Here is a 23,539-nt window from a genome sequence, read left to right on the forward strand (position 1 = left end):
ATCGCGCCATGGAACCCGCCGCCCGCATCGCCGACCTCCGCCGCCAGCTGGAGGACGCCAACTACCGCTACCACGTACTGGACGAACCCAGCATCCCGGATGCCGAGTACGACCGCCTGCTGCGCGAACTGGATGAACTGGAAGCCGTGCATCCCGAGCTGGTCACCGTCGATTCCCCTACCCAGCGCGTCGGCAATGCGCCGGCCGGGAAGTTCGCCGAGGTCCGTCACGCCATCCCCATGCTGTCGCTGGGCAATGCCTTCAGCGACGAGGAAGTGCACGACTTCGTCCGCCGTATCGCCGACAGGCTGAAGCGTCCAGCGCTCCGGTTCTCCGCCGAACCGAAGCTCGACGGCCTGGCGATCAGCCTGCGCTACGAGGACGGGGCGTTCGTGCAGGGCGCCACCCGCGGCGACGGCGCCACCGGCGAGGACGTCACCGCCAACCTGCGGACCGTCAAGGCCATTCCGTTGCGGCTGCGCGGCAACGATTGGCCGGCGGTGCTGGAAGTGCGCGGCGAGGTCTACATGCCGCGTGCCGACTTCGAGAAGTACAACCAACACGCCCGCCTGCACGGCGGCAAGGTGCTGGCCAACCCGCGCAACGGCGCGGCCGGTTCGCTACGCCAGTTGGACCCGCGCGTCACCGCGCAACGGCCGCTGGCCTTTTTCGCCTACGGCACCGGGCTGGTGGAGGGCGGCGAGCTGCCGGATTCGCACTCGGCCACGCTGAAGCAGTTGCGCGCCTGGGGCTTCCCCGTCAGCAGCCTCAGCGACGTGGTGGAAGGCGCCGACGGCCTGCTGGACTACTACCGCCGCATCGGCGAGGCGCGCGACGGGCTGCCGTTCGACATCGACGGCGTGGTCTACAAGCTGGACGACGGGGAAGGGCAGCGCGAGATGGGCTTCGTCTCACGCGCGCCGCGCTGGGCGATCGCGCACAAGTTCCCGGCGCAGGAACAGGCCACCACCGTCGAGGCCATCGAGATCCAGATCGGCCGTACCGGCGCCGCCACCCCGGTCGCGCGGCTGGCGCCGGTGCATGTGGCCGGCGTCATCGTCACCAACGCCACCCTGCACAACGCCGACCAGATCGCGCGGCTGGATGTGCGCGTGGGCGACAGCGTCATCGTGCGCCGTGCGGGCGACGTCATCCCGGAAGTGGCCGGCGTGATCCTGGAGCGTCGTCCCGACGGCACCGTGCCGTGGCAGATGCCGACGCACTGCCCGGTGTGCGGTGCGGAGATCGTGCGCGAGGAAGGCGAGGCGGTGTGGCGCTGCTCGGGCGAACTGAGCTGCCCGGCGCAGCGCAAGGAATCGTTGCGGCATTTCGCCTCGCGCCGTGCGATGGATATCGAGGGCCTCGGCGACCGCTACATCGAGGACCTGTCCGATCTGGGCTACCTGGCCTCCATCGCCGACCTGTACAAGTTGACGCGGGACGACCTGCTGGACATGAAGCGCCGCGTGGACGAGCGCGACGGCACCACACCGGAGACCGTCAAGGCCGGCAAGGTGGCGACCAAGTGGGCCGACAACCTGATCGAGGCCATCGACCGGAGTCGCACCACCACGCTGGAGCGCTTCCTGTTCGCGCTCGGCATCCAGCACGTCGGCGAGAGCACGGCGAGAGCGCTTGCGGTGTGGTTCGGCGACCTGCAACTGATCCGCCGCCTGCCGTGGCCGCTGTTCAAGCGCGTGCCGGACATTGGCGGCGAGGTGGCGCGCTCGCTCGGCCACTTCTTCGACCAGCCCGGCAACCAGCAGGCCATCGACGACCTGCTGGCGCGCGGCGTAGTGATCGGCGATACGCATGCGCCCTCGGGCAAACTGCGCGCCGGGCTGGACCTGGCTACGGTACTGGTCGACCTGGAGATCCCCAAGGTCACCCGTATCCGTGCCGAGCAACTGGCGTCGGCGTTCCCGTCGGTCGAGGCGCTGTTGGACGCACCCGTGCACAACTTCGTCACCGCCGGCCTGCCCAGCGAGGTGGCCAATGCCTTCGCCGCCTGGCGGGAAGATGAGGCCAACGCCAAGCTGCTGTCGCGCAGCGGCGACGCGCTGACCGAGTTGCTGGCGATCACGCCGGAAGACGTCGCCGTGTCCGCCGGTCCTCTCGACGGCAAGACCGTCGTGCTCACCGGCGGCCTGGCCGCGATGAGCCGCGACGAAGCCGGCGAGAAACTCGAAGCGCTCGGCGCCAAGGTGGCCGGCAGCGTGTCGAAGAAGACGCATCTGGTGGTCGCCGGCGAAGCTGCCGGCTCCAAGCTCGCCAAGGCGCAGGAGCTGGGCATCGAGGTCTGGGATGAAGCGCAGCTGCTCGCGTTTCTGGCGCAGCATGGGAATGGGGCATGAGTCGCTGGCGACCTGGGCCGACGTGGGCGGACGGTGTCGCCGAGTTCGCCTGGGCGCCCTCCGGTTCGCGCGATGCGCTGCGCCTGCGCGCCTGGGTGAATCGTCTGGTCCGCGAGTTCTTCTTCGCGCGGGACGTGTTGGAAGTCGAGACGCCGATCATGTCGCGCGCGGGCAATACCGACGCCAACATCGCCTCGTTCTCGCTGGACTTCTCGGGGCGCACGGACGGTGCACCGCGGACACGCTGGTTGCGAACCTCGCCGGAGTTCCCGTTGAAGCGTCTGCTCGCGGCGGGTGTCGGCGATTGCTTCGAACTGGGTCGCGTGTTCCGCGATGGCGAGGCGGGGGGGCGGCACAATCCGGAGTTCACGATGCTCGAGTGGTACCGGGTCGGCTGGACGCTGGAGCCGCTGATCGAGGAGACGGTGGCGCTGGTGCAGGCGGCGCTGGCGATGATCGGGCGGCGGGCGACGGCGTCGCGGATCAGCTTCCGCGAGCTCTATCGGCGGCGCCTCGGCTTCGATCCGATGACGGCCGATCTAGACGTGGTGCGCAACGCCGCGGCCGGCATCGCCGTCGACGGCGAGGGTCTGAACCGCGACGACTGGCTCGACCTGCTGATGACGCATGCGCTGCAGCCCACATTCGGACGCGACGAAATCCTGGTCGTCCACGACTATCCGGCTACTCAGTCGGCGCTGGCGCGTGTCGTGGAACGCGATGGCGTGCCGGTGGCCGAGCGCTTCGAGCTGTACCTCGGGCCGCTGGAACTGGCCAACGGCTACCACGAACTGACCGATGCCGCAGAACAGCGCGCGCGCTTCGAGCGCGACGTCGCGGTGCGGCAGGCACGCGGTGAAGCGGTACCGCCGCTGGACGAAGGTCTGCTGGCCGCACTGGGACACGGCATGCCGGCGTGCGCTGGCGTGGCGCTGGGCGTGGACCGGCTGCTGATGGCGATGCTGGATACGCCGCGCATCGCCGAGGTACTGGCGTTCGATTTCGCGCGCGCCTGAAAGCCAGCCAAACACGAACGGCGTACGTGCCGCCTGCAAACGGTTTCGTGATCCCGTGTTCATTTTCGCTCCGTAGATTGCGAGCCAACACCCACGAGGACGCTGCCATGGAACGCCAACTGATCGCTTCGCTGATGCTGGGAACCGCCGCATTGCTCGGCACCGCTGCGGCCAAGGCTGCGCCGCAATACGACGACCGCTACTCCGGCGGCGGCCAGACCATCCGCTGCGAATCGCCGAGCAACCGCTACCGCGAGTGCCCGATGGATACGCGCGGCGGCGTACAGCTGACCCGGCAGCTGTCGAGCACCCGTTGCGAAGAGGGACGCACGTGGGGGCAGGGGCGCAACGGAATATGGGTGGATCGCGGTTGTCGTGCGGAGTTCACCAGCGGTCGCGGTGGCGGTTGGGGCAATGGCGGCGGCTGGGCCGGCAATGGCCAGCGCATCCGCTGTGAATCCGATAACGGCCGTACACGCACCTGTTCCATTCCCGCACGCGCCGACGTGCGCCTGGTCCGCCAGCTTTCCAGCTCGCGTTGCGTGGAAGGCCGGACCTGGGGCCAGGATCGCCGTGGCCTGTGGGTGACCCAGGGCTGCCGGGGGGAGTTCGAGGTCTATGGTCGCGGCAATGGCAACGGGTGGGGCAACGGCGGCGGGTGGGGCAACAACGGCAACAGCGGGCGCACGTTCCGTTGCGAGTCCGACAACGGCCGGACGCGTACCTGTGGCGTAGATGGCCGCCGGGTGGAACTGGTCCGCCAGCTGTCGAGCAGCGCCTGCATCGAGGGCCGCACCTGGGGTCGTGACAACCGGGGCGTGTGGGTGACGTCGGGCTGCCGGGGCGAGTTCCGCAGCTGGTGAGTTCCGTGGGGGGAACGGCCCGCTCACGGCGGGCCGTTACAATGCGGGCATGAACGACGCCATCGACTACGCCCGCTACGACCGTATCCGTCCGATCCGCTGGACCGGCACTGCACTCGAACTGCTGGACCAGCGCAAGCTCCCCTTCGTGGTGGAGTACCTGAGCTGCACGACCGGCGACGACGTGGCAGCGGCCATCCACGACCTCGCCGTGCGCGGCGCGCCGGCCATCGGCATCGCGGCCGCCTGGGGCGTGGTGCTGGCCTCGCGCGAGGTGCTGGCGGCCACGCCGGCCGAGGCATTGGAGAAGCTCGAACCCGCCCTGCAGCGCCTCAACGACGCGCGGCCGACAGCGGTGAACCTGGCCTGGGCATTGGCGAGGATGCGCGCCGCGCTGCGCACCGCCGGCAGCGACTGGCGCGGCGTGCTGGAACTGGAAGCGCTGGCGATCGCCGAGGAAGACCTGGCCGCCAACCGCCACATGGGCGAACTGGGTGCGGCGCTGATCGGCGAGGGCAGCGACGTGCTGACCCATTGCAATACGGGTTCGCTGGCGACGGCCGGCTTCGGCACGGCGCTGGGCGTGATCCGCGCCGGGGTGGCGCAGGGCCGCATCGGCAAGGTGTACGCGGGCGAAACCCGGCCGTGGCAGCAGGGCGCCCGCCTGACCGCATGGGAGCTGCAGCAGGACGGCATTCCCGCCACCCTGATCGCCGACTCCGCCGCCTCGCACCTGATGAAGACCGGGGCCGTGCAATGGGTGGTCGTGGGCGCGGACCGCATCTGCGCCAACGGCGATACCGCCAACAAGATCGGCACGTACCAGCTGGCCATTGCCGCGCGCCACCACGGCGCGAAGTTCATGGTGGTGGCGCCGTCGTCGACGGTGGACATGGCCACGCCGAACGGCGACGCGATCCACATCGAGGAGCGCGACCCGGCCGAGTTGCTCGGCATCGGCAACACGCGCATCGTCGCCGAGGGCGTGGCGGCGTGGAACCCGGTGTTCGACGTCACCCCGGCCTCGTTGATCGATGCCATCGTCACCGAGAAGGGCGTGATCGAGCAGCCGGATGAAGCGCGCATGCGGGCCGCGTTCGGCGGATGACCCGGCGCGCCGTCCGGCGGATCGATAGCGACGCTGCGCGTCGATCATGCGCGCGCGGCGGCATGCGGGTGCCATGGCGCGGCTGAGGCGCCGCCGTCATACCCCACGAAGCACTGCTTCCGGACGGGTGGCACGCGCGTTGCATTGCGGCAGACATCCCGTCCAGGAATCGCGCATGCGCGCACGCCTCGTCCACGCACCGATCGCCGTTCCGGGCCTGTTGCACAGCCTGCGGGTCCTGCTGTCACGCCGCTCGACCCGTTCACTGACGGCCGAGGAGCGCGAGGACCTGGTCCAGGCGCAGCAGCGGGCGACGCGTCCCATCGTCAGCGGTGTCCTGCTGTGCGGCGCGGTGCTGCTGGCGATCACCGCACTGTTCGAACTCGCACGGGTGACGCCGTCGATCGGGTACCCGGTCTGGGCGCAATTGCTGGCGGCCATGGGCGTGGCTGCCTGCGCGGCCGGGGTCGCGCGCCTGCGGCACTGGCAACATCGGCTGATACTGATTCTGGCCGGCACGCTGCTGACCGGCATCTTCATGAGCATGCCGCTGCCCGGTGCGACGGGACAGCTGGCGCTGCGTACCGGCCTGTTCCAGTTGCTGCCGCTGGCGCTGATGGCGCTGATGGTCCGCCCGATGTCGCTGCTGGCGCTGGCGCTGCTGATCGTGGTGATGGCGCAGCTGCGCATCGTGCTGTACGGCGCGCCGGGGACCGGTACCGCGCTGTACTGGCTGTACACGCTGACGACGATCGGCTTCGGCCTGGTGCTGGCGGGCTACCGCACGGATTTCGCCGTGTCGGCGTGGCAGATGCGCCGCCGGCTGGTGCGGCAGGCGCACACCGACGAGCTGACCGGGCTGCTGAACCGCAATGGCTGGAATGACCGTGCCATCGCTGCGCATGCGCAGGCGACGGCAGCCGGCCGGCCGGTGGCGGTGGTGGTGTTGGATATCGACTACTTCAAGCGCATCAACGACGACCATGGCCACGACGGCGGCGATGCCGTGCTGCAGCGGCTGGGCGACATCATGCGTGCGCGCGTCGGCGCGAACGGATGCGCGGCGCGCATCGGCGGGGAGGAATTCGCGGTGTTGCTGGACGGGGACGATGCGGTGGCCGCGCAGGCGTTCGCCGAACGCGTGCGCCGGGAGTTCGGCAAGGCGCATGGCGGCGTCGTCGCCACGCTCTCCGCCGGTATCGCGGAGTACCTGCCCGGCGAGTCGCTGCGCGATCAGATGCGGCGTGCCGATCTGGCCCTTTACGAAGCCAAGCGCAGCGGCCGTGATCGTGTCCACGTCGCCGGTGTTTCCTGAACGGCTATTTTGATTCCAAATGTGACGACCCTGCGATAGCATCCCCGGGAAGTTCGCGCGGGCAAGTCGGTGCCCTTACGCGTCCCGCCGACGCCAGGGGAACATGAACCAAGAACGCACCCGCACGCTGTGGGAAAAATCGCGCCTGCCCCTGCTGGGCCTGGTGGTCGTACTGATCGTGGTGGTCCCGGTCATCCTGCTGCAGGGACTGTCGCGCGCGAACCAGGAAGCCGCCGACGTCGTCATCCACACCCACGAGGTGGAAGCCACCGTGCTGGGGTTGGCGCTGGATGTCCGCGAGATGGAAAGCTCGGCCATGCTGATCGCGCTGGGGGCCGACCACCCGCTGGCGCGCGAGCGGCTGGTGACCGGCCGCAAGTCCTTGCCGGCGCGTTTCGAGGAACTTGCCCGCTTGACGGTGGACAATCCGGAGCAGCTGGTCCGCATCGGGCGCCTGCGGGAGCTGGTGAATGCCCGCATCGAGGTGGTCGACCAGCTGCTGGAAGCGCCGGAAGCCTACAAAGGGGCCGTGGTGGCGCCGCTGGCCACGCGCTTTCCGATCCGTGGCCTGCTGAACGAGATCCTGGACGACGAGCGCTCGCTGCTCAAGGAGCGCAGTCAGGATGCCACCGAGCAGCGCCGCCGGATGGAGCTGATCCGGATGGTCGCGCTGGGTGCGCAGCTGCTGCTGCTCTCGCTGGTGCTGATGGCGCTCGGCCGGCAGGTGGCTCGCCGGCTGGCGGCCGAAAAGCAGACCGCGCAGGCCAGCCAGCGTGCGCTGGTGGTGCTGGACACGGTGCGCGAACCGATCGTGCTGCTGGACGGCGAGCAGCATATCCAGATGCACAACAGCGCCTTCGCCGAGCTGTACGGCATCCGCAAGGCCGAGAAGGCCGCCAGCCTGGACGATCTGGGCGCGGCCTGGCAGGACAAGGTGATGCGTCAGCGCCTGGACGACGTGCTGGCGCGCGGGCGCGAGCTGTGGGACTACGAACTGCAGCAGGAGACCGCCGACGGCCTGCAGCGCACCGTGCTGATCAACGCGCGCCGCATGCCGCTGCCGGACAGCGATGACCATGCCGTCCTGATGACGGTCAGCGACATCTCCCTGCAGAAGACCGCGCAGCAGGAGATCGCCGCGCTGAACCGCCAGTTGGAAGGCAAGGTCGACCAGGTGTCGGAAGTGAACCGCGAGCTGGAAGCCTTCAGCTATTCGGTCTCGCACGACCTGCGTGCGCCGTTGCGCCACGTGGCCGGCTTCTCCGACAAGCTGGGTCGCCACCTGGGCGAGGGTATCGACGACAAGAGTCGCCATTACCTGACCGTGATCGGCGACTCCGCGCGCCGCATGTCGCAACTGATCGACGACCTGCTGGTCTATTCGCGCCTGGGCCGCAGTGCGCTGCGCCTGCAGGCGGTGGACATGCAGTCGCAGGTGGCCGAAGCGCGCGCGATGCTCGATGCCAACGAAGCCAATGAAGGACGCCCGGATCGGGTCGAATGGCACATCTCGCCGATGCCGATCGTGCTGGCCGACGAGAACATGATGCGCCAGGTGTGGGGCAACCTGCTGGGCAACGCCCTGAAGTACAGCAGCCAGCGCGAGCGCGCGATCATCCGGGTCGAGCACCGTCAGCAGGACGACGGCAGCCACCTGTTCACCGTGAGCGACAACGGCGCCGGGTTCGACATGGCGTACGCGGACAAGCTGTTCGGCGTGTTCCAGCGCCTGCACAAGGCCAGCGAGTTTGCCGGTACCGGCATCGGCCTGGCCAGCGTGCGACGCGTGCTGGGTCGCCATGGCGGCCGCATCTGGGCCGAAGCGGCGCCCGACCAGGGCGCCACCTTCTTCTTCACCCTTCCCGCGGCGCTCGATGCACCGCCCTCCCGAGAGAAAGACGCATGAGCGACATCCGCACCATCCTGTTGGCCGAAGACAGCCTGGCCGACGCCGAAATGGCGATCGATGCGCTGCGCGAGGCCAACCTGGCCAATCCCATCGTGCATGTGGAGGACGGCGTCGAGGCGCTCGACTACCTGCTGCGCCGCGGGGCGCACGCCAACCGCGAGGAAGGCATGCCGTCGGTCCTGCTGCTGGACATCAAGATGCCGCGCATGGACGGGCTGGAAGTCCTGAAGCACATCCGCAACGACGAGAAGCTGCGCCACCTGCCGGTGGTGATCCTGTCGTCCTCGCGCGAGGAAAGCGATCTGGCGCGCAGCTGGGACCTGGGCGTGAACGCCTACGTGGTCAAGCCGGTCGACATCGACCAGTTCTTCCAGGCGGTGAAGACGCTTGGCACGTTCTGGGCCGTCATCAACGAAACACCTGTCAGGGACTGAGTCGTGCCGCATTCCGGAACTCCGCTGGGTCGCGTCCGCATCCTGCTGGTCGAGGACTCCGAACTCGATGCCGAGCTGCTGATCGAACAGCTGCTCGATGCGGGCCTTGAGGCGGAGTTCCTGCGCGTCGACGGGGCGGACGAGATGCGCGCCGCGCTGGCCGGCGACCCGTTCGACCTGGTGTTGTCGGACATGGAACTGCCGGGTTTCTCCGGCTACCAGGCGCTGGAGATCCTGCGTCGCCACGACGCACGCCTGCCGTTCGTGTTCTTCTCCGGCACCATCGGTGAAGAGGCTGCGGTCAAGGCGCTGCAGGAAGGCGCCAGCGACTACGTGCTGAAGCATTCGCCGGCACGTCTGCCGGCGGCGGTGGCACGCGCGATCCGCGAGGCACGCACCGAGCGCGAGCGCGAGCACGCCGAACGCGAACTGATGCGGTCGCAGCGGCTGGACTGCCTGGCGATGCTGGCCGCGGGCCTCAGCCACGACCTGCGCAACATCCTGCAACCGCTGCTGATCGTACCCGACCTGTTGTCCACCTACAGCGACGACCCGAAGATCCTGCGCCTGGGCGCGGTGATCTCGGAAAGCGGCAAGCGCGGCCATGAGATGGCCGATTCGATGCTGTCGTTCGTGCGCGGTTCGCGCAAGGCCAGCGAGACGATCAGCGTGGCCGCCTTGTTCAGCGCGGTGCAGCTGCTGCTGCAGGGCAGCCTGTCGCGGCAGGTGCGCCTGACGGTCGAACAACCGCCCGAAGACCTGCTGATCGAGGGCAACTACACCGAATTCCAGCAGTGCCTGATCAACCTGTGCCTCAACGGCATCCAGGCGATGGCCGAGCGCGGGGGGCAGCTGACGCTGTCGGCCCACACGACGGTGGCGGCCGATGGCCAGCCGTACGTGGTGGTGCGCGTGACCGACGAAGGCAGCGGCATGGACGAAGCCACGCGCCAGCAGCTGTTCACCCCGTTCTTCACTACCAAGAGCAGCGGCACCGGGCTGGGCCTGATGTCGTGCAAGCGGATCGTCGAGTCGGTGAAAGGGCGCATCGAGGTAAGCAGCACGCTGGGGAAGGGCACCTCGTTCGAGCTGCACCTGCCCGCGCCCGCCACCGAGGAATGGACCGGCATCGAAGACGCCGCGTTCGCCGACGGCGCGGGGCGCCGGATCCTGCTGGTCGATGGCGACGCCACGCGCCTGTCGTTGCTGGGCAACGCGCTGGCCGCGCAGGGCTACGATCCCGTCATGGCGCCCGACGGTGCGAACGCGCTGCAGCAGATCGCACGCGACGGCATGCCAGCGCTGGCGATCATCGACGACGACATCCTGCTGCTGTCGACGGCGGACGTGCTGGCGGTGCTGCAGGAGGCGGGCTTCGAAGGTCCGGTGGTCCGCCTGCAGGAGCCGGGCAGGCCGCCCGATGGTCGCGAGTCCGCGACGGTGACCAAGCCGGTACAGGTCCAGGCGCTGTTCGGTGCGATCGAACACGCGCTGGGATTGCGCGCCTGACGACCCCGCCGGGATCGCAGGCGCGCCGGAACGCGATCAGACGTGGCCGGCGGGCTTCAGCCGCTGCCACACCGCGCGCATGATGGGCTGTGCGCGGTACCAGCCGATCGGCGTATCCGGACAGTGCCGCTGCAGCCGGTCGCGCAGCGATGGCGCGATCTCGTCGAACTCCTGCCGATGGTGCAGCAGGTAAGCGTCGTAGCCGATCTTCAGGCACTGCTCTAGGTCGCCCACCGTGGCGCCGACGACCTGGAACGTGTCCTCGTTGAGCCGTGTCTTCCAGTACGCCAGTTCGGCGTCGATATCGACGATCTGCGCGGTCTGTGCGGTGCGCTGTTGCAGGCTGGCCATGGCGAATCCCCCGGGTCGGTGTGGTGATGACGCGATGGATTTTTTGTTCGCCGCGGTGATGCTTAAGTGAAATAAAGGCGGTTTTAACCGTCGTTTAACCGCGCAGCGCGTTTTCGATTCACCTTTGCCATCACCGGGTGAAGGCGATCGCTCAGCGGCGCTGCATCGCCTGCTGCAGCAGCGCACGTTCGTCCATTACCGACGGTGGAGCGAACAAGGGCGGCTCCTCTTCCAGCGGCGCATTGAGACGCTCCCAGACGCGCGCGATGACGGCCGACGCCAGCGGCCAGTCCAGACGGATGCCGCGCAGGACGGCAGCGTCGTAGCGCGCGGGCAGGGTGGGCAGGAGCTCCTGCAGCGAGCGGCGCCCCGACAGCAGATAGATGTCGTACGCGAACTTGAGGGTGGGCACGTAGTGGCGGAACGGCGTGCCGGGGCGATGGAAATCCTGGCGGGCGTAGGTGTCCTCCCAGAAGCGAAGTTCCGAGTGGATGTCGACGACGGCGCAGGGCATGGCGTCGTCACGCCACGCATGGGCGAGGGGATCGGGCTGGCATGACATGGGTCCACTCCCTGGCGCAAGGCCGGGCCAAGGTGGGAACCCTCTGGATGAAGCGCGACCTGTCCCGCATGACGGCCGCCTATGGCCTCCATCGCGACAGTCCGGGACGGTGCGAGGCCCCGTGTGGCAACGTGGTGCCTCATCTTTCCCAAGGAAACGCGCGTTCCCTCACCTTGCCGATGCTTGTCGTTATCGTGGCCCCTGCCATCAGGTAGACGGGCCGGATCGGCACGAACGGCCAACCGTTCGTCGACCTGGACGCCACGGTGCTCTCAATGCACGCGCGGCGTGACCGCGCCGTGCGCGTCCAGCCAGCGCCACGCTTCGCGCAGCAACGTACGCGCCACCGGCCATTCCGGGCCGCCATCGCCCCGAAGGCGTTCCCAGTGCCCTTCCAGTTCGAGTTCGGTGTCCAGATCCAGATGGCCGTCGTGCTGCGCATGCGATGCCGCGGCGAAGGCGTAGGCGCGGCAGGCGTCTTCCCATGCGACATCGGGATGCAGCCGGCGGCGGCGCCCATAGTCGTAGGCCGTGAATGCCGCGAAAGCGTCGTGGGTCAGGGCCGCATTGCGGTACGGCGTCTGTCGGAGGGTATCGAACTGGGCACGGTAGCGCTGTCGGTCCATGGAGGCATCTCCGGAATCACACGCATCCCGTGGTAGCGCGAGCCGCGTTACCCATGGGTGAGGAATTCCTTCGTTGGACGGTCACGAAGCTGAGGGGGCACCCGCGATCAGCCCGCGGTCAGTCTCAGCTCCTGAGACGCTGGCCGCGTCTGATGGCGGCCTGCCGCCGAGAGACCGCCATGCCTGCCCAGACCGCCCTTGCCCGTCGCCATGCCGATGAGGCTTCGCTGCTCCCGGCGGTCTCCGCCGATGGCGGCGCGTTGGCCGAGCGTCTCGCCGGCAAGTATCGCGACCGTGTCACCGGGCAGTTCGTCATTCCCGCGCGCGAAGGCCGCTACGGGCCGTTGCCGGACGATCTGCCCAAGGCATTGGCCGATGCGCTGCGCCAGCGCGGCATCGAGCGGCTGTATTCGCACCAGGCCGAGGCGTGGCGGCAGGCGCAGGCCGGCGACCATCTCGCCATCGTCACCCCGACCGCATCCGGCAAGTCGCTGTGCTACACGCTGCCGGTGGTGGCCTCGGCGCTGTCCAAGCGTGGCAAGGCGCTGTACCTGTTCCCGACCAAGGCGCTGGCCCAGGACCAGGTGGCGGAACTGCTCGACCTGAGCAAGGCGGGCGACCTGGGCCTGAAGGCGTTCACCTTCGACGGCGACACCCCCGGCGATGCGCGACAGGCGATCCGCCTGCACGGCGACATCGTGGTCAGCAATCCCGACATGCTGCACCAGGCCATCCTGCCGCACCACACCAAGTGGGCGCAGTTCTTCGAGAACCTGCGCTACGTGGTGATCGACGAAGTGCATACGTATCGCGGGGTGTTCGGCAGCCACGTGGCCAACGTGCTGCGCCGGCTGCGGCGTGTGTGCGCGTTCTACGGCGCCGCGCCGCAGTTCATCGTCTGCTCGGCCACCATCGGCAATCCGCAGGCGCATGCCGAAGCGCTGCTGGAACTGCCGGTGCACGCGATCACCGAATCCGGCGCGCCGAGCGGCGAGAAGCATGTGCTGCTGTGGAATCCGCCGGTGGTCAATCCAGATCTCGGCCTGCGCGCGTCGGCGCGTTCGCAGAGCAACCGCATCGCGCGGCTGGCGATCAAGGCCGGGCTGAAGACACTGGTGTTCGCGCAGTCGCGCACGATGGTCGAAGTGCTGACCAAGTACCTGAAGGACGTGTTCGACCACGATCCGCGGCTGCCCGCGCGCATCCGTGCCTATCGCGGGGGCTACCTGCCGACCGAACGCCGCGAGGCCGAGCGGGCGATGCGCGATGGTCGCGTGGACGGCATCATTTCCACATCGGCACTGGAACTGGGCGTGGACATCGGCAGCCTCGATGCGGTGGTACTCAACGGCTATCCGGGCTCGATCGCGGCGACGTGGCAGCGCTTCGGCCGGGCGGGGCGGCGGCAACAGGCCTCGCTCGGGATCCTGGTCGCCAGTTCGCAGCCGCTGGACCAGTACGTGGTGCGGCATCCGGAGTTCTTCGCCGACAGCCCGCCGGAGCACGCCCGCATCGCGCCGGACCAGCCGATGATCCTGCTCGACCACGTGCGCTGCGCGGCGTTCGAGCTGCCGTTCCTCGCCGGTGAACCGTTCGGACCGGTCGATCCGACGCCGTTCCTGCAACTGCTCGACGAGGACAGCGTGGTCCATCGCGAAGGGGACCGCTACGAGTGGATCGCCGACAGCTATCCGGCCAACGCGGTCAGCCTGCGCTCGGTGGCGGACGGCAACTTCGTCGTCGTGGATCGGACCGGCGGGCGGCAGGTGATCATCGCGGAGGTGGATTTCAGCGCTGCGCCGCTGACGCTGTACGAGGGCGCGATCCACATGATCCAGTCCACGCCGTACCAGGTGGAGCGGCTGGACTGGGAGGGCCGCAAGGCCTACGTCACCCGCACGCACGTCGACTACTACACCGACGCGATCGACTACACCAAGCTGAAGGTGCTGGAACGCTTCGACGGCAGCATCGCGGGGCAGGGCACCTGCCACCATGGCGAAGTGCATGTGGTGCGGCGCGTGGCCGGCTACAAGAAGATCCGCTACTACACGCACGAGAACATCGGCTACGGCCCGGTGAACCTGCCCGACCAGGAAATGCACACCACGAGCCTGTGGTGGCAGTTGCCGCCGGCGTTGCTGGAGTCGGAATTCGAATCGCGGCAGGACGCGCTGGATGGCTTCCTCGGCGCCGCGTACGCGCTGCACATCGCCGCTACGGTGGCCGTGATGGCGGAAGGTCGCGACCTGCAGAAGGCCGTTGGCGATGGCGACGGTGCGTGGTTCGCGTTGCCGGACACGCAGGGGCGCGGCCAGCTGCGCGGCACGGAAAGCCAGGTGCTGTCGCCGGTATCGGGCGAGCGCTTCATCCCCACCGCGTACCTCTACGACAACTATCCCGGCGGCATCGGCCTGAGCGAACCGCTGTGGCGGCGCCAGCGCGAACTCGTGCAGCGGGCGGCGCGGCTGGTCGAGGCCTGCGACTGCAAGGCCGGCTGTCCCGCCTGCGTCGGCCCGGTGCTGGCGAACGACGAGGATGCCGACACCACGCCTCGCGCGCTGGCGGCGCGCGTGCTGCAGCTGCTGGACGCCGCATGAGCGTCAGCCTGGAGAAACTGCAGCGGCTACGGCGCCAGGCGGGGCACGACAACCCTCCGTCCTCGTCCGCCCCGTTGCCGCCGGTGCCCGATCCCTTGCCCGCATTGCGTCGCATGCTCGGCATCCGTGAGCGTGCACGGCCCGGGATGGCCGTGCGCGCCTGCGACCGTGCGCTGCCGGGCGAGGAGATCGCACCGGGACTGCTGCACCTCGAACAGGTGCTGCCATTCGACACCGTGGCGCCGCACATCGACGGTACGTTCGCGCGCACCGGTGCGTTGCCCACGCAGGGCATGCTGTTCTTCGACACCGAGACCACCGGCCTGTCCGGCGGCACCGGCACGCGCGCCTTCATGGTGGGCGCGTCGGATTTCGTGCCGGACGGGCTGCGTATCCGCCAGTTGCTGATCACCCACCTGTCGGCCGAGCCGGCGATGCTGCGCGCGTTCGCCGGCTGGCTGTCGGAAGACACGCGGCTGGTCAGCTACAACGGCCGCTGCTACGACGCGCCGCTGCTGGCCACGCGCTACCGGCTCGCGCGGCAGGGCACGCCGCTGGCCGGCATCGAGCATCTCGACCTGCTGTTCCCCACGCGCCGTCGCTATCGCGGCGTGTGGGAGAACTGCCGGCTGGCCACCATCGAGCGCAACGCGCTCGGCATCGTGCGCGAGGACGACCTGCCGGGTTCGGAAGCGCCCGGTGCGTGGCTGCAGTACCTGCGCGGCGGCGATGCCCGCCTGCTGCGACGCGTGCTGCAGCACAACTTCCAGGACGTGGCGACGCTGGCGCACCTGCTGCTGCACCTGTCGACGCCACCGGACGCGTGAGCCGTACGTGCTGTCGGTAATCCACCGACAGCGGAGTGTGAAGCGCTGCGCATTCCCCGCATGACGGCTCAAGAATGCGACTGGTCGGCCGACACCCTTGCTAGATTCCACACGAGCCGTGCCTTTCCCCGCGGAAGGCATGCATCGAACTTGCATCACAGAAGGGGACGTGCCTTGCGCATTCTTTACGTTGGCGATACCGCTTGCCTGCCTGACGACCTGGCCGATTACATCGGTGACATGGGGGACGAGTGGACCGTCGAAACGGTAGCCGACGGGAAGTCGGCGATGTTCGCGGTCGCCAACGGACCCGTCGACGTGGTGATGGTGGGACCGGCGCTGCCGGACCTGCCGCCGGCCACGCTGCTGGGGCAGATCCGCACGCTGCGATCGGAGACCATCCGCATCGCGCTGCTCGAAGGCAGTGCCGACAGCCTGGCGGCCCCGATCAAGCTGATCGGCGTGGCGCATCGCTTCCTGCCGTTGCCGCTGTCGTCGGAAACGGTGCTGGAGTCGATCCACAGCCTGGAGGAACTGCGCGACCTGCTGGACAGCCCGCGCCTGCGCCGCGCCATCGGCCGCGTCGAACACCTCCCGTCGCCGCCGCACCTCTATTTCGCGCTGACCCGGGCGCTGGAAGAGGACGAAGGCACCGCCAACGACATCGCCCGGCTGGTGGCCGGCGATCCGGCCATCGCGGCCAAGGTGCTGCAGCTGTGCAACTCGGCGTATTTCTCCAGCGGGCGTTCGGTCACCGACCTGCGCGCCGCGGTCACGCGGCTGGGCCTGGGCACGCTGCGCGACCTGGTGCTGGCGAGCGAGGTGTTCTCGATGAAGACCACGTCCGGCGTCGACCGTACCGCCCTGCAGCACCGCGCGCTGCTGGCCTCGCGCCTGGCGGCGAAGATCCTGCCGCGCACCAGTTCCGAACTCGGCGCCACCGCCGCGCTGCTGGCCGACATCGGCCTGCTGCTGCCGGGCGTGCGCGACGAGCGCGACACCCCGGTCGCCGAGGACGACGACCGCCCCGGCCACACCGAGGCGGGCGCCTACCTGCTCGGCCTGTGGGGCCTGCCGATGCCGATCGTCGAAGCGGTGGCGTTCCATCGCCAGCCGCAGCGTTCCAGCCTGCGCAGCTTCTGGGTGCCGGGGGCCGTGCATGTGGCCGGCGCGCTGGCCAGCAACGAACCGGTGGACGAGGGCTACCTGAAGTCGCTCGGCGTGCTGGACCAGTTGCCCAACTGGCGGCAGATGGCCGAAACCATGGTCGAGCGCGCCGAGGAACAGGCCGCCTGACGCACTTCGCCCCTGGCAGGAAAAGCAACCGCCGGGATGGGGTGCGGGTTCGCCTGGACCAAGGGAAGGTGCGTCGCCGTCAGGGACGGTAGGCCGGTGAGGGCTCCTGCACCTTGCCCGGTGGCTTGGCGATGATCCGCGGGCGTAGCCAGGCGGCGAATGCTTCTTCGTCGAGACTGCCTTCGGACAGGCCGAGATATTGCGGATAGAGCTCGTGGTCTTCTGCCGACAACGTGGCGCCGTTTAGCACAATGAACACGTCGCAGGCCACGGCCGCCATACGCTTGTTGCCGTCCACGAAGGGATGGTTGCAGGCAAGCCCGAAGGCCGTGGCGGCCGCCAGGTCGGCCAGGTCGGCCAGGTCGGCCAGGTCCGGCGCGGGTTGCCCGTAGACGTGCAACTGCCTGGGGCGCGCGAGCGCCGATTCCAGCAATCCCTCGTCGCGGATGCCGGAGGCACCGCCATGCTCGGCCAACTGGCGGTCGTGGATGGCCAGGGCCAAGGCCCGGCTGATCCAGACGATCATGGGTGCCCCGTCACTGGGCCAGCTTGTTGAGCAGGGTGCGGCGGCGGCGCATGACCTGCTCGGCCACCTCCATCTGCTCGGCCAGAGTGGGGTCGTACACCGTCAGGCGGATGCCGTCGGGCGTCTCGAGTGCGTGGAGCTCATCGCCTTTGTCCAGACGGAGGCGGGACAGGAGTTCCTTGGGCAGGATGACGCCGGCAGAGTTGCCGACCGTGGTGATCTTGAGCTTCATCGCGACCCCTTGAGGTTATAACTGGAGTTATATTGAGCCCCGTGAGGCTTGGAGGCAAGCCTTACGTCTTTCTCGCCATGTGAGACCTAAAGGTGTACAAATGTACACCCATGAACCCCGTCGACCTGCCTCCCCAACGTGCCGCCGTCCTGGCCTTTCTGCGCCGGGAGCTGGCGGCCGGGCGCGCGCCCAGCCTGGCGGACATCGCCGCGGCTTTCGGCTTCGCCTCGCGCAACGCCGCACAGAAGCACGTGCAGGCGCTGGTCGCCGACGGCCTGCTGGAACAGGCGGCCGGCCAGAAGCGCGGCCTGCGCCTGCCAGGCGGCATGGCCGACCTGCTGCCGTTGCCGGTGCTGGGACGGGTGGCCGCCGGCCAGCCGATCGGCGCCGACATCGGCCTGGACGAGCAGCTGTGGCTGGACCGCCGGCTGTTCTCGCCGCAGCCGGATTACCTGCTGAAGGTGCAGGGCGATTCCATGATCGACGACGGCATCGTCGACGGCGATCTGGTCGGCGTGCACCGCACTTCGGATGCGCGCGACGGACAGACCGTGGTCGCCCGCATCGAGGGCGAATTGACGATCAAACGCCTGCAGCGCGAGCGCCGGCGCATCCGCCTGCTGCCGCGCAATCCGGCGCACGCGCCCATCGACGTGCAGCCGGGACAGGACTTCGCCATCGAAGGCGTCTACTGCGGCCTGGTGCGGCGCGGTTGAGATGGGTGCCGTCGTCGCCCTCGACTCGCTGCTGGCCGCGCGCACGCTGTGGCATGCCGGACGCAGTGCGGCGATCGCCGCCGACGGCGAATCCACCGGCCACGCCGCGCTCGATGCCTTGCTGCCGCAGGGCGGCTGGCCGCGGCGCGCACTGACCGAGTTACTGCTGCCCGCCGATGGCGTGGGCGAACTGGCGCTGCTGCTGCCTACACTGGCACGGATGACCCAGGCCGGCAGCACGGTGGCGGTGATCGCGCCGCCGTACATCCCCTATGCGCCCGCGTGGCAGGCTGCCGGCGTGGACCTGGCGATGCTGGAGATCGTCGACGCCACGCCGCGCGATGCGCTGTGGGCGTTCGAGCAATGCCTGCGGAGTGGCGCCTGCGCGGCGGTACTCGGCTGGCCGGTGCAGGCGGACGGGCCGGCGCTGCGCCGCCTGCAGGTGGCGGCCGACAGCGGCGAATGCCTGGGCTTCGCGCTGCGCGACCGCCGCCATGCCGCCAATCCGTCGGCCGCCGCGTTGCGGCTGGAAGCGGTGCGCGATCCGCAGGGCGGTACTGCCTGGCAGGTACGCAAATGCCGCGGCGGGCCGGCGCCCGCGCAATCGTTCGCGCTGGTCGCGCATTGAGGCCCACCGATGCTCTGGGCCTGTGTACTGCTGCCGCAACTGGCGCTGGACGCCGTCCTCCGGCGCCGGCCTGATCCCGAGGCGCCGCTGGCGCTGGTCGGGGGGGCCGCGCAGCTGCGTACCCTGCATGCGGTGAATGCGTCCGCCGCGCAGGCGGGCCTGCGGGCCGGCATGCGCCTGACCGCCGCGCACGCACTGCTGCCGGACTTCGCGATGGTGGACGACGACCCGCAGGCCGAGTCGCGCACGCAGCGCTTCCTCGCTTCGTGGGCGTACCGGCACAGTTCGCTGGTCAGTGCACAGTGGCCCGGCTGCCTGGTGCTGGAAGTGCGTGCCAGTTTCCGCCTGCTCGGACCGTGGCCGCGCATCGAGGCGCGGTTGCGCGAGGAGCTGGGTCAGCTCGGTTTCCAGCACCGCATCGCGCTGGCGCCGACGCCGCGCGCCGCGCATGTGTTCGCCGGGCTACGCGATGGCCTGGAGGTGATGCAGGCAGAAGCGATGGCCGACCTGCTGGATCGCGTGCCGGTGCGGCGCGCGCGGCTGCCGGACGACACCGGCGAGCGCCTGCACCGCATGGGCATCCGCGACCTGCGCACACTGCGCGGACTGCCGCGCGACAGCCTGCGCCGCCGCTTCGGTCTGCCGGTGCTGGAGCACCTGGACCGGCTGTACGGACAGGCCGACGATCCGCTGGCGTACTACGCGCCGCCGGACCATTTCGATGCGCGTGTCGAACTCGGCTACGAGGTCGAGAGCCACATGGCGCTGCTGTTCCCGCTGCGCCGACTGATCGGCGACCTGTGCACCTACCTGTCCATCCGCGACGGCGGCGTGCAGCGGTTCCTGCTGCGACTGGAGCACGAGGAAGGCCATACCGATGTCGAAGTCGGCCTGCTCGCCGCCGAGCGCGAACCGGCGATGCTGTTCGAGCTGACCCGCAACCGGCTGGAGCGCGTGCAGATCGAGCAGCCAGTGGTGGGCGTGCGCCTGCTGGCGCGCGAGCTGCCGCCGTTCGTGCCGGCCGCGCGCGATCTGTTCGATACACGCCCGCAACAACAGCTGCCGTGGCCGCAGCTGCGCGAACGGCTGCGTGCGCGCCTGGGTGATGACGCGGTGCATCGCGTGGCGCCTGCGGGCGATCCGCGTCCGGAGCGTGCCTGGCGACGCGTGCAGGGCGACGGTACGCGCATTCCCGTTGCGCCGATCCGACCGCCGCGGCCGGCCTGGCTGTTGCCGCAGCCGGTGCCGCTGCGCGATCCGCATCCCCGCATCGTTTCCGGGCCCGAGCGGCTGGAAAGCGGCTGGTGGGATGGCGAGGATGCGCGCCGCGACTACTACGTGCTGGAAACCTCGCAGGGCCAGCGTGCCTGGGCATTCGCGCCGCCAGGCGAACAGGGCGGCTGGATGCTGCACGGGTGGTTCGCGTGAGTCGCGAGGAGGAACGCGGCGATCATCCGGGTGCGCACGTGCCGCGCGCATGGGAGACCGCGCAACGGTTGCGTCTGCAGGTGGCCGCCAACGACGATGCGTTGGTCGACGGCGGCCTGCCGGCATATGCCGAACTGCACTGCCTGTCCGATTTCTCCTTCCTGCGCGGCGCGTCCAGTGCGGAGGGTCTGTTCGCCCGCGCCTTGCATTGCGGGTACGAAGCGCTGGCGATCACCGACGAGTGCTCGCTGGCCGGGATCGTGCGTGGGCTGGAAGCCTCGCGTGCGACGAAACTGAAGCTGATCGTCGGTAGCGAGTTCACCCTCATCTGCGGGCTGAAGTGCGTAGTGCTGGTGGAGACCCTGCACGGATACACGCGCCTGTGCGAACTGATCACCATCGCGCGCCGTGCCGCCTCCAAAGGCATGTATCGGCTGGCACGACAGGAGGTGGAGCGGGTGTTGGGGGGCGATGGTCCCGATGCCAGCGGCCTATTCGCCCTGTGGCTGCCGTCGCGCGTGCCGGACGAGACGCAGGGGCGCTGGCTGCAGCAGGTCTTCGGCCCGCGGGCGCATCTCGCGGTGGAGCTGCATCGCGAACAGGACGATGCCGCACGCCTGCAGCAATTGCTGGCAGTGGCGGAACGGCTGTCGATGACGGCCGTCGCCAGTGGCGACGTACACATGGACGTACGCCGGCATCGGACGTTGCAGGACACGATGACAGCGATCCGCCATGGCATGCCGCTGTCGGAGTGCGGCGAGCACCTGTTCCGCAATGGTGAGCATCACCTGCGTACACGACGGGCACTGACGAATATCTATCCGGAGACGTTACTGGAGAACGCGGTCGCGCTGGCACGTCGCTGCACGTTCTCGATGCAAGAGGTGAAGTACAAGTATCCCGCCGAGCTGGTGCCGGAGGGTCATACACCTACCAGTTGGCTGCGCGATCTGACCGAGCGGGGGATGCGCGAGCGCTGGAAGGACGACGTGCCGCCCGCCATCGCTGCACAGATCGACGAGGAGCTCGCCCTCATCGAAAAACTCAAGTACGAGGCGTTCTTTCTGACGGTCGAAGACATCGTCAGCTTCGCCAAGTCGCGCGACATCCTGTGCCAGGGGCGCGGCTCTTCGGCCAATTCGGCCGTGTGCTTCGCGCTGGGCATCACCGTGGTGGATCCTGCCGAAAGCCGGCTGCTGATGGCGCGCTTCCTGTCCGAGGAGCGTGGTGAGCCGCCAGATATCGATGTGGACTTCGAACATGAACGCCGCGAGGAGGTGCTGCAATACGTCTACAACAAGTACGGTAGACGTCGTGCCGCGCTGGCCGCGACCGTGATCCGCTACCGCGGCAAGAGTGCGGTGCGCGATGTCGCCAAGGCTTTCGGCCTGCCTCCGGACCAGATCGCGCTGCTGGCCGAGTGCTATGGTTGGGGCAACGGCGAAACGCCGATGGAACAGCGCCTGCGTGAAGCCGGCTTCGATCCGGAGAATCCGCTGATCCACCGTGTACTGGGTGTGACGACCCAGTTGCGGGGTCATCCACGCCATCTTTCGCAGCATGTCGGTGGTTTCGTCATCAATGACGGACCACTGTCCGAGGTGGTGCCGGTGGAAAACGCCGCGATGGACGACCGCACCATCATCCAGTGGGATAAGGATGATCTGGAGACCATGAAGCTGCTGAAGGTCGACTGCCTGGCGCTGGGCATGCTGACCTGCATCAAGAAGGCCGTCGATCTAGTGACGCGGCATCGCGGCTATACGATCGATCTGGCGCGCTTGCCCCCAGGAGACAAGCGGACCTACGCGATGATCCAGGCGGCCGACACCGTCGGCGTCTTCCAGATCGAGTCGCGCGCGCAGATGAGTATGCTGCCGCGACTGAAACCGAAGAGCTTTTACGACTTGGTGATCGAGGTGGCGATCGTGCGTCCTGGCCCCATCCAGGGCGGCATGGTGCATCCGTATCTGCGGCGAAGGCAGAAGAAAGAAGCGGTGACTTATCCGTCAGAGGGTATCGAGGCCATTCTCGGTAACACGCTGGGTATTCCCTTGTTCCAGGAGCAAGTGATGGAACTGGTGATCCATGCCGGCTACACACCATCGGAAGCCGATGGCCTACGTCGTTCGATGGCGGCGTGGGGAAGAGGCGGCGACATGGAGCCGCATCGCGCAAAGATCCGCAGCCTGATGGAGGGAAAGTACTCCTCCGAGTTCATCGACCAGATCTTCGAACAGATCAAGGGCTTCGGTTCGTACGGCTTTCCGCAGAGCCACGCAGCCTCGTTCGCCAAGCTGGTCTATATCAGCTGCTGGCTCAAGCGGCACGAGCCGGCCGCATTCGTCTGCGCGTTGCTCAACGCACAGCCGATGGGGTTCTATTCGGCCAGCCAGATCGTGCAGGACGCGCGACGGGGCCATTGGGCGGGGCGGCGGCGTATCGAGATTCGTCCTGTGGATGTGACCTGCAGCGACTGGGACAACACGTTGGAGGGAGGCCGGATGCGGAGCGATGCTGTCCGGGGAGGACAGGCCGCATTGCGTCTCGGCTTCCGCCAGGTCACCGGGCTGTCGGCGGCGGTGGGCGAGGCGATCATGGCGGCGCGCGCGCAGCGGCCTTTCACTGATGTTCGAGACCTGTGTCTGCGTGCGAATCTCGACGAGAAAGCCCGCAGCGCCCTCGCCGAAGCCGGTGCGCTGCAATCGCTCATCGGCCATCGCCATGCAGCGCGTTGGGCGGTGGCAGGCATCGAACGCCAGCGTCCGCTGCTGCCTGGGAGTCCGGACGAGGAAGACATCGTGCTGCCGACGCCGAATCCGGTCGAAGACGTGTTGTCGGATTACCGCGTTACCGGACTGACGTTGGGTACGCATCCATTGGCGCTGCTGCGCGATTGCCTGCGTCGTGAGCGCGTGGTCGATTCCCGCCAGTTGAAGGATCTTCCGCACGGGCGCGGCGTACACGTGGCCGGCATCGTCACCCAGAGGCAGCGGCCCGGGACGGCCAGTGGCGTCATCTTTGTCACGCTGGAAGACGAACACGGCGTGATCAACGTGGTGGTCTGGGCACGCATCGCCGAGCGTCGGCGCAAGGCGCTGCTCGGAGCGCGGCTGTTGGGCGTGCGCGGACGCTGGGAGCATGTCGACGGCGTGCGGCATCTGATCGCTCACGACCTGCATGATTTCAGTCACTTGCTGGGCGATCTGCAAACCAGCTCCCGCGACTTCCACTGA

The 23,539-nt window shown here is 68.5% G+C and carries 20 protein-coding genes; 15 read left to right on the forward strand and 5 right to left on the reverse strand.

Going from position 1 to position 23,539, the window contains the following annotated elements:
* The first annotated feature begins 8 nt into the window (after positions 1 to 8).
* The 8 genes from ligA to AC1Q5B_RS17545 all read left to right on the forward strand — a co-directional run bounded on the left by ligA (position 9) and on the right by AC1Q5B_RS17545 (position 10,508).
* Entirely contained in the window at positions 9 to 2,354 is a 2,346-nt protein-coding gene (gene ligA, locus AC1Q5B_RS17510; protein WP_492632747.1) for an NAD-dependent DNA ligase LigA, read from the forward strand.
* Positions 2,351 to 3,370 carry an EF-P lysine aminoacylase EpmA gene (gene epmA / locus AC1Q5B_RS17515; RefSeq protein ID WP_492632748.1) on the forward strand — a complete coding sequence of 340 codons (1,020 nt, stop codon included), beginning with the start codon at positions 2,351 to 2,353 and terminating at the stop codon, positions 3,368 to 3,370. Before ligA ends, epmA begins: the two co-directional genes overlap by 4 nt.
* Positions 3,371 to 3,477: 107 nt before the next feature.
* Positions 3,478 to 4,233 (forward strand): DUF3011 domain-containing protein, encoded by a 756-nt coding sequence (locus AC1Q5B_RS17520; RefSeq protein WP_492632749.1) that lies wholly within the window; start codon positions 3,478 to 3,480, stop codon positions 4,231 to 4,233.
* Positions 4,234 to 4,282: 49 nt separating this feature from the next.
* Positions 4,283 to 5,341 carry an S-methyl-5-thioribose-1-phosphate isomerase gene (gene mtnA / locus AC1Q5B_RS17525; RefSeq protein ID WP_492632750.1) on the forward strand — a complete coding sequence of 353 codons (1,059 nt, stop codon included), beginning with the start codon at positions 4,283 to 4,285 and terminating at the stop codon, positions 5,339 to 5,341.
* A gap of 175 nt (positions 5,342 to 5,516) precedes the next feature.
* A complete protein-coding gene (locus AC1Q5B_RS17530) occupies positions 5,517 to 6,656 on the forward strand; it encodes a GGDEF domain-containing protein (protein ID WP_492632751.1) in 1,140 nt (379 codons plus the stop codon).
* 103 nt (positions 6,657 to 6,759) lie between these two features.
* Entirely contained in the window at positions 6,760 to 8,562 is a 1,803-nt protein-coding gene (locus tag AC1Q5B_RS17535) for a sensor histidine kinase (RefSeq protein WP_492632752.1), read from the forward strand.
* Positions 8,559 to 8,999 carry a response regulator gene (locus AC1Q5B_RS17540; protein WP_492632753.1) on the forward strand — a complete coding sequence of 147 codons (441 nt, stop codon included), beginning with the start codon at positions 8,559 to 8,561 and terminating at the stop codon, positions 8,997 to 8,999. The genes AC1Q5B_RS17535 and AC1Q5B_RS17540 overlap by 4 nt, the downstream gene beginning before the upstream one ends.
* Before the next feature lie 3 nt (positions 9,000 to 9,002).
* The gene (locus AC1Q5B_RS17545; protein ID WP_492632754.1) at positions 9,003 to 10,508 is read left to right on the forward strand and encodes a sensor histidine kinase; all 1,506 of its coding nucleotides are present in this window, start codon (positions 9,003 to 9,005) and stop codon (positions 10,506 to 10,508) included.
* Between the two features lie 36 nt (positions 10,509 to 10,544).
* On the opposite strand, the gene AC1Q5B_RS17550 is transcribed toward AC1Q5B_RS17545, so the two are convergent.
* From AC1Q5B_RS17550 to AC1Q5B_RS17560, 3 genes are all read right to left on the reverse strand, one after another.
* The gene (locus tag AC1Q5B_RS17550) at positions 10,545 to 10,859 is read right to left on the reverse strand and encodes a hypothetical protein (protein ID WP_492632755.1); all 315 of its coding nucleotides are present in this window, start codon (positions 10,857 to 10,859) and stop codon (positions 10,545 to 10,547) included.
* Between the two features lie 151 nt (positions 10,860 to 11,010).
* Positions 11,011 to 11,421 (reverse strand): hypothetical protein, encoded by a 411-nt coding sequence (locus tag AC1Q5B_RS17555; protein ID WP_492632756.1) that lies wholly within the window; start codon positions 11,419 to 11,421, stop codon positions 11,011 to 11,013.
* Between the two features lie 272 nt (positions 11,422 to 11,693).
* Entirely contained in the window at positions 11,694 to 12,047 is a 354-nt protein-coding gene (locus AC1Q5B_RS17560) for a hypothetical protein (RefSeq protein WP_492632757.1), read from the reverse strand.
* Positions 12,048 to 12,226: 179 nt separating this feature from the next.
* Here AC1Q5B_RS17560 and AC1Q5B_RS17565 point away from each other — a divergent pair, with 179 nt between their 5' ends.
* From AC1Q5B_RS17565 to AC1Q5B_RS17575, 3 genes are all read left to right on the forward strand, one after another.
* Positions 12,227 to 14,647, forward strand: a complete 2,421-nt coding sequence (locus tag AC1Q5B_RS17565; RefSeq protein ID WP_492632758.1) for a DEAD/DEAH box helicase — start codon at positions 12,227 to 12,229, stop codon at positions 14,645 to 14,647.
* Entirely contained in the window at positions 14,644 to 15,474 is an 831-nt protein-coding gene (locus tag AC1Q5B_RS17570; protein ID WP_492632759.1) for a ribonuclease H-like domain-containing protein, read from the forward strand. Before AC1Q5B_RS17565 ends, AC1Q5B_RS17570 begins: the two co-directional genes overlap by 4 nt.
* Before the next feature lie 174 nt (positions 15,475 to 15,648).
* Complete coding sequence (locus tag AC1Q5B_RS17575; protein WP_492632760.1) at positions 15,649 to 16,770, forward strand: HDOD domain-containing protein; 1,122 nt, start codon at positions 15,649 to 15,651, stop codon at positions 16,768 to 16,770.
* A 79-nt stretch (positions 16,771 to 16,849) separates the two neighbouring features.
* On the opposite strand, the gene AC1Q5B_RS17580 is transcribed toward AC1Q5B_RS17575, so the two are convergent.
* Both AC1Q5B_RS17580 and AC1Q5B_RS17585 read right to left on the reverse strand, forming a co-directional pair.
* Positions 16,850 to 17,296, reverse strand: a complete 447-nt coding sequence (locus AC1Q5B_RS17580; RefSeq protein WP_492632761.1) for a type II toxin-antitoxin system death-on-curing family toxin — start codon at positions 17,294 to 17,296, stop codon at positions 16,850 to 16,852.
* Between the two features lie 10 nt (positions 17,297 to 17,306).
* Positions 17,307 to 17,528, reverse strand: a complete 222-nt coding sequence (locus tag AC1Q5B_RS17585; RefSeq protein WP_277726412.1) for an AbrB/MazE/SpoVT family DNA-binding domain-containing protein — start codon at positions 17,526 to 17,528, stop codon at positions 17,307 to 17,309.
* 110 nt (positions 17,529 to 17,638) lie between these two features.
* On the opposite strand from AC1Q5B_RS17585, the gene lexA reads away from it, so the two are divergent.
* Genes lexA through AC1Q5B_RS17605 form a run of 4 tightly spaced genes read left to right on the forward strand, consistent with a single transcriptional unit; the run spans position 17,639 to position 23,539 of the window.
* The gene (gene lexA / locus AC1Q5B_RS17590; RefSeq protein WP_492632762.1) at positions 17,639 to 18,244 is read left to right on the forward strand and encodes a transcriptional repressor LexA; all 606 of its coding nucleotides are present in this window, start codon (positions 17,639 to 17,641) and stop codon (positions 18,242 to 18,244) included.
* Between the two features lies 1 nt (position 18,245).
* Positions 18,246 to 18,872, forward strand: coding sequence for a translesion DNA synthesis-associated protein ImuA (imuA, locus tag AC1Q5B_RS17595; RefSeq protein WP_492632763.1), 627 nt, complete (start codon positions 18,246 to 18,248; stop codon positions 18,870 to 18,872).
* A gap of 9 nt (positions 18,873 to 18,881) precedes the next feature.
* A complete protein-coding gene (locus tag AC1Q5B_RS17600; RefSeq protein ID WP_492632764.1) occupies positions 18,882 to 20,300 on the forward strand; it encodes a Y-family DNA polymerase in 1,419 nt (472 codons plus the stop codon).
* Positions 20,297 to 23,539, forward strand: coding sequence for an error-prone DNA polymerase (locus tag AC1Q5B_RS17605; protein ID WP_492632765.1), 3,243 nt, complete (start codon positions 20,297 to 20,299; stop codon positions 23,537 to 23,539). Before AC1Q5B_RS17600 ends, AC1Q5B_RS17605 begins: the two co-directional genes overlap by 4 nt.

The organism is Pseudoxanthomonas sp. GW835-FHT14C01, from assembly GCF_058793715.1.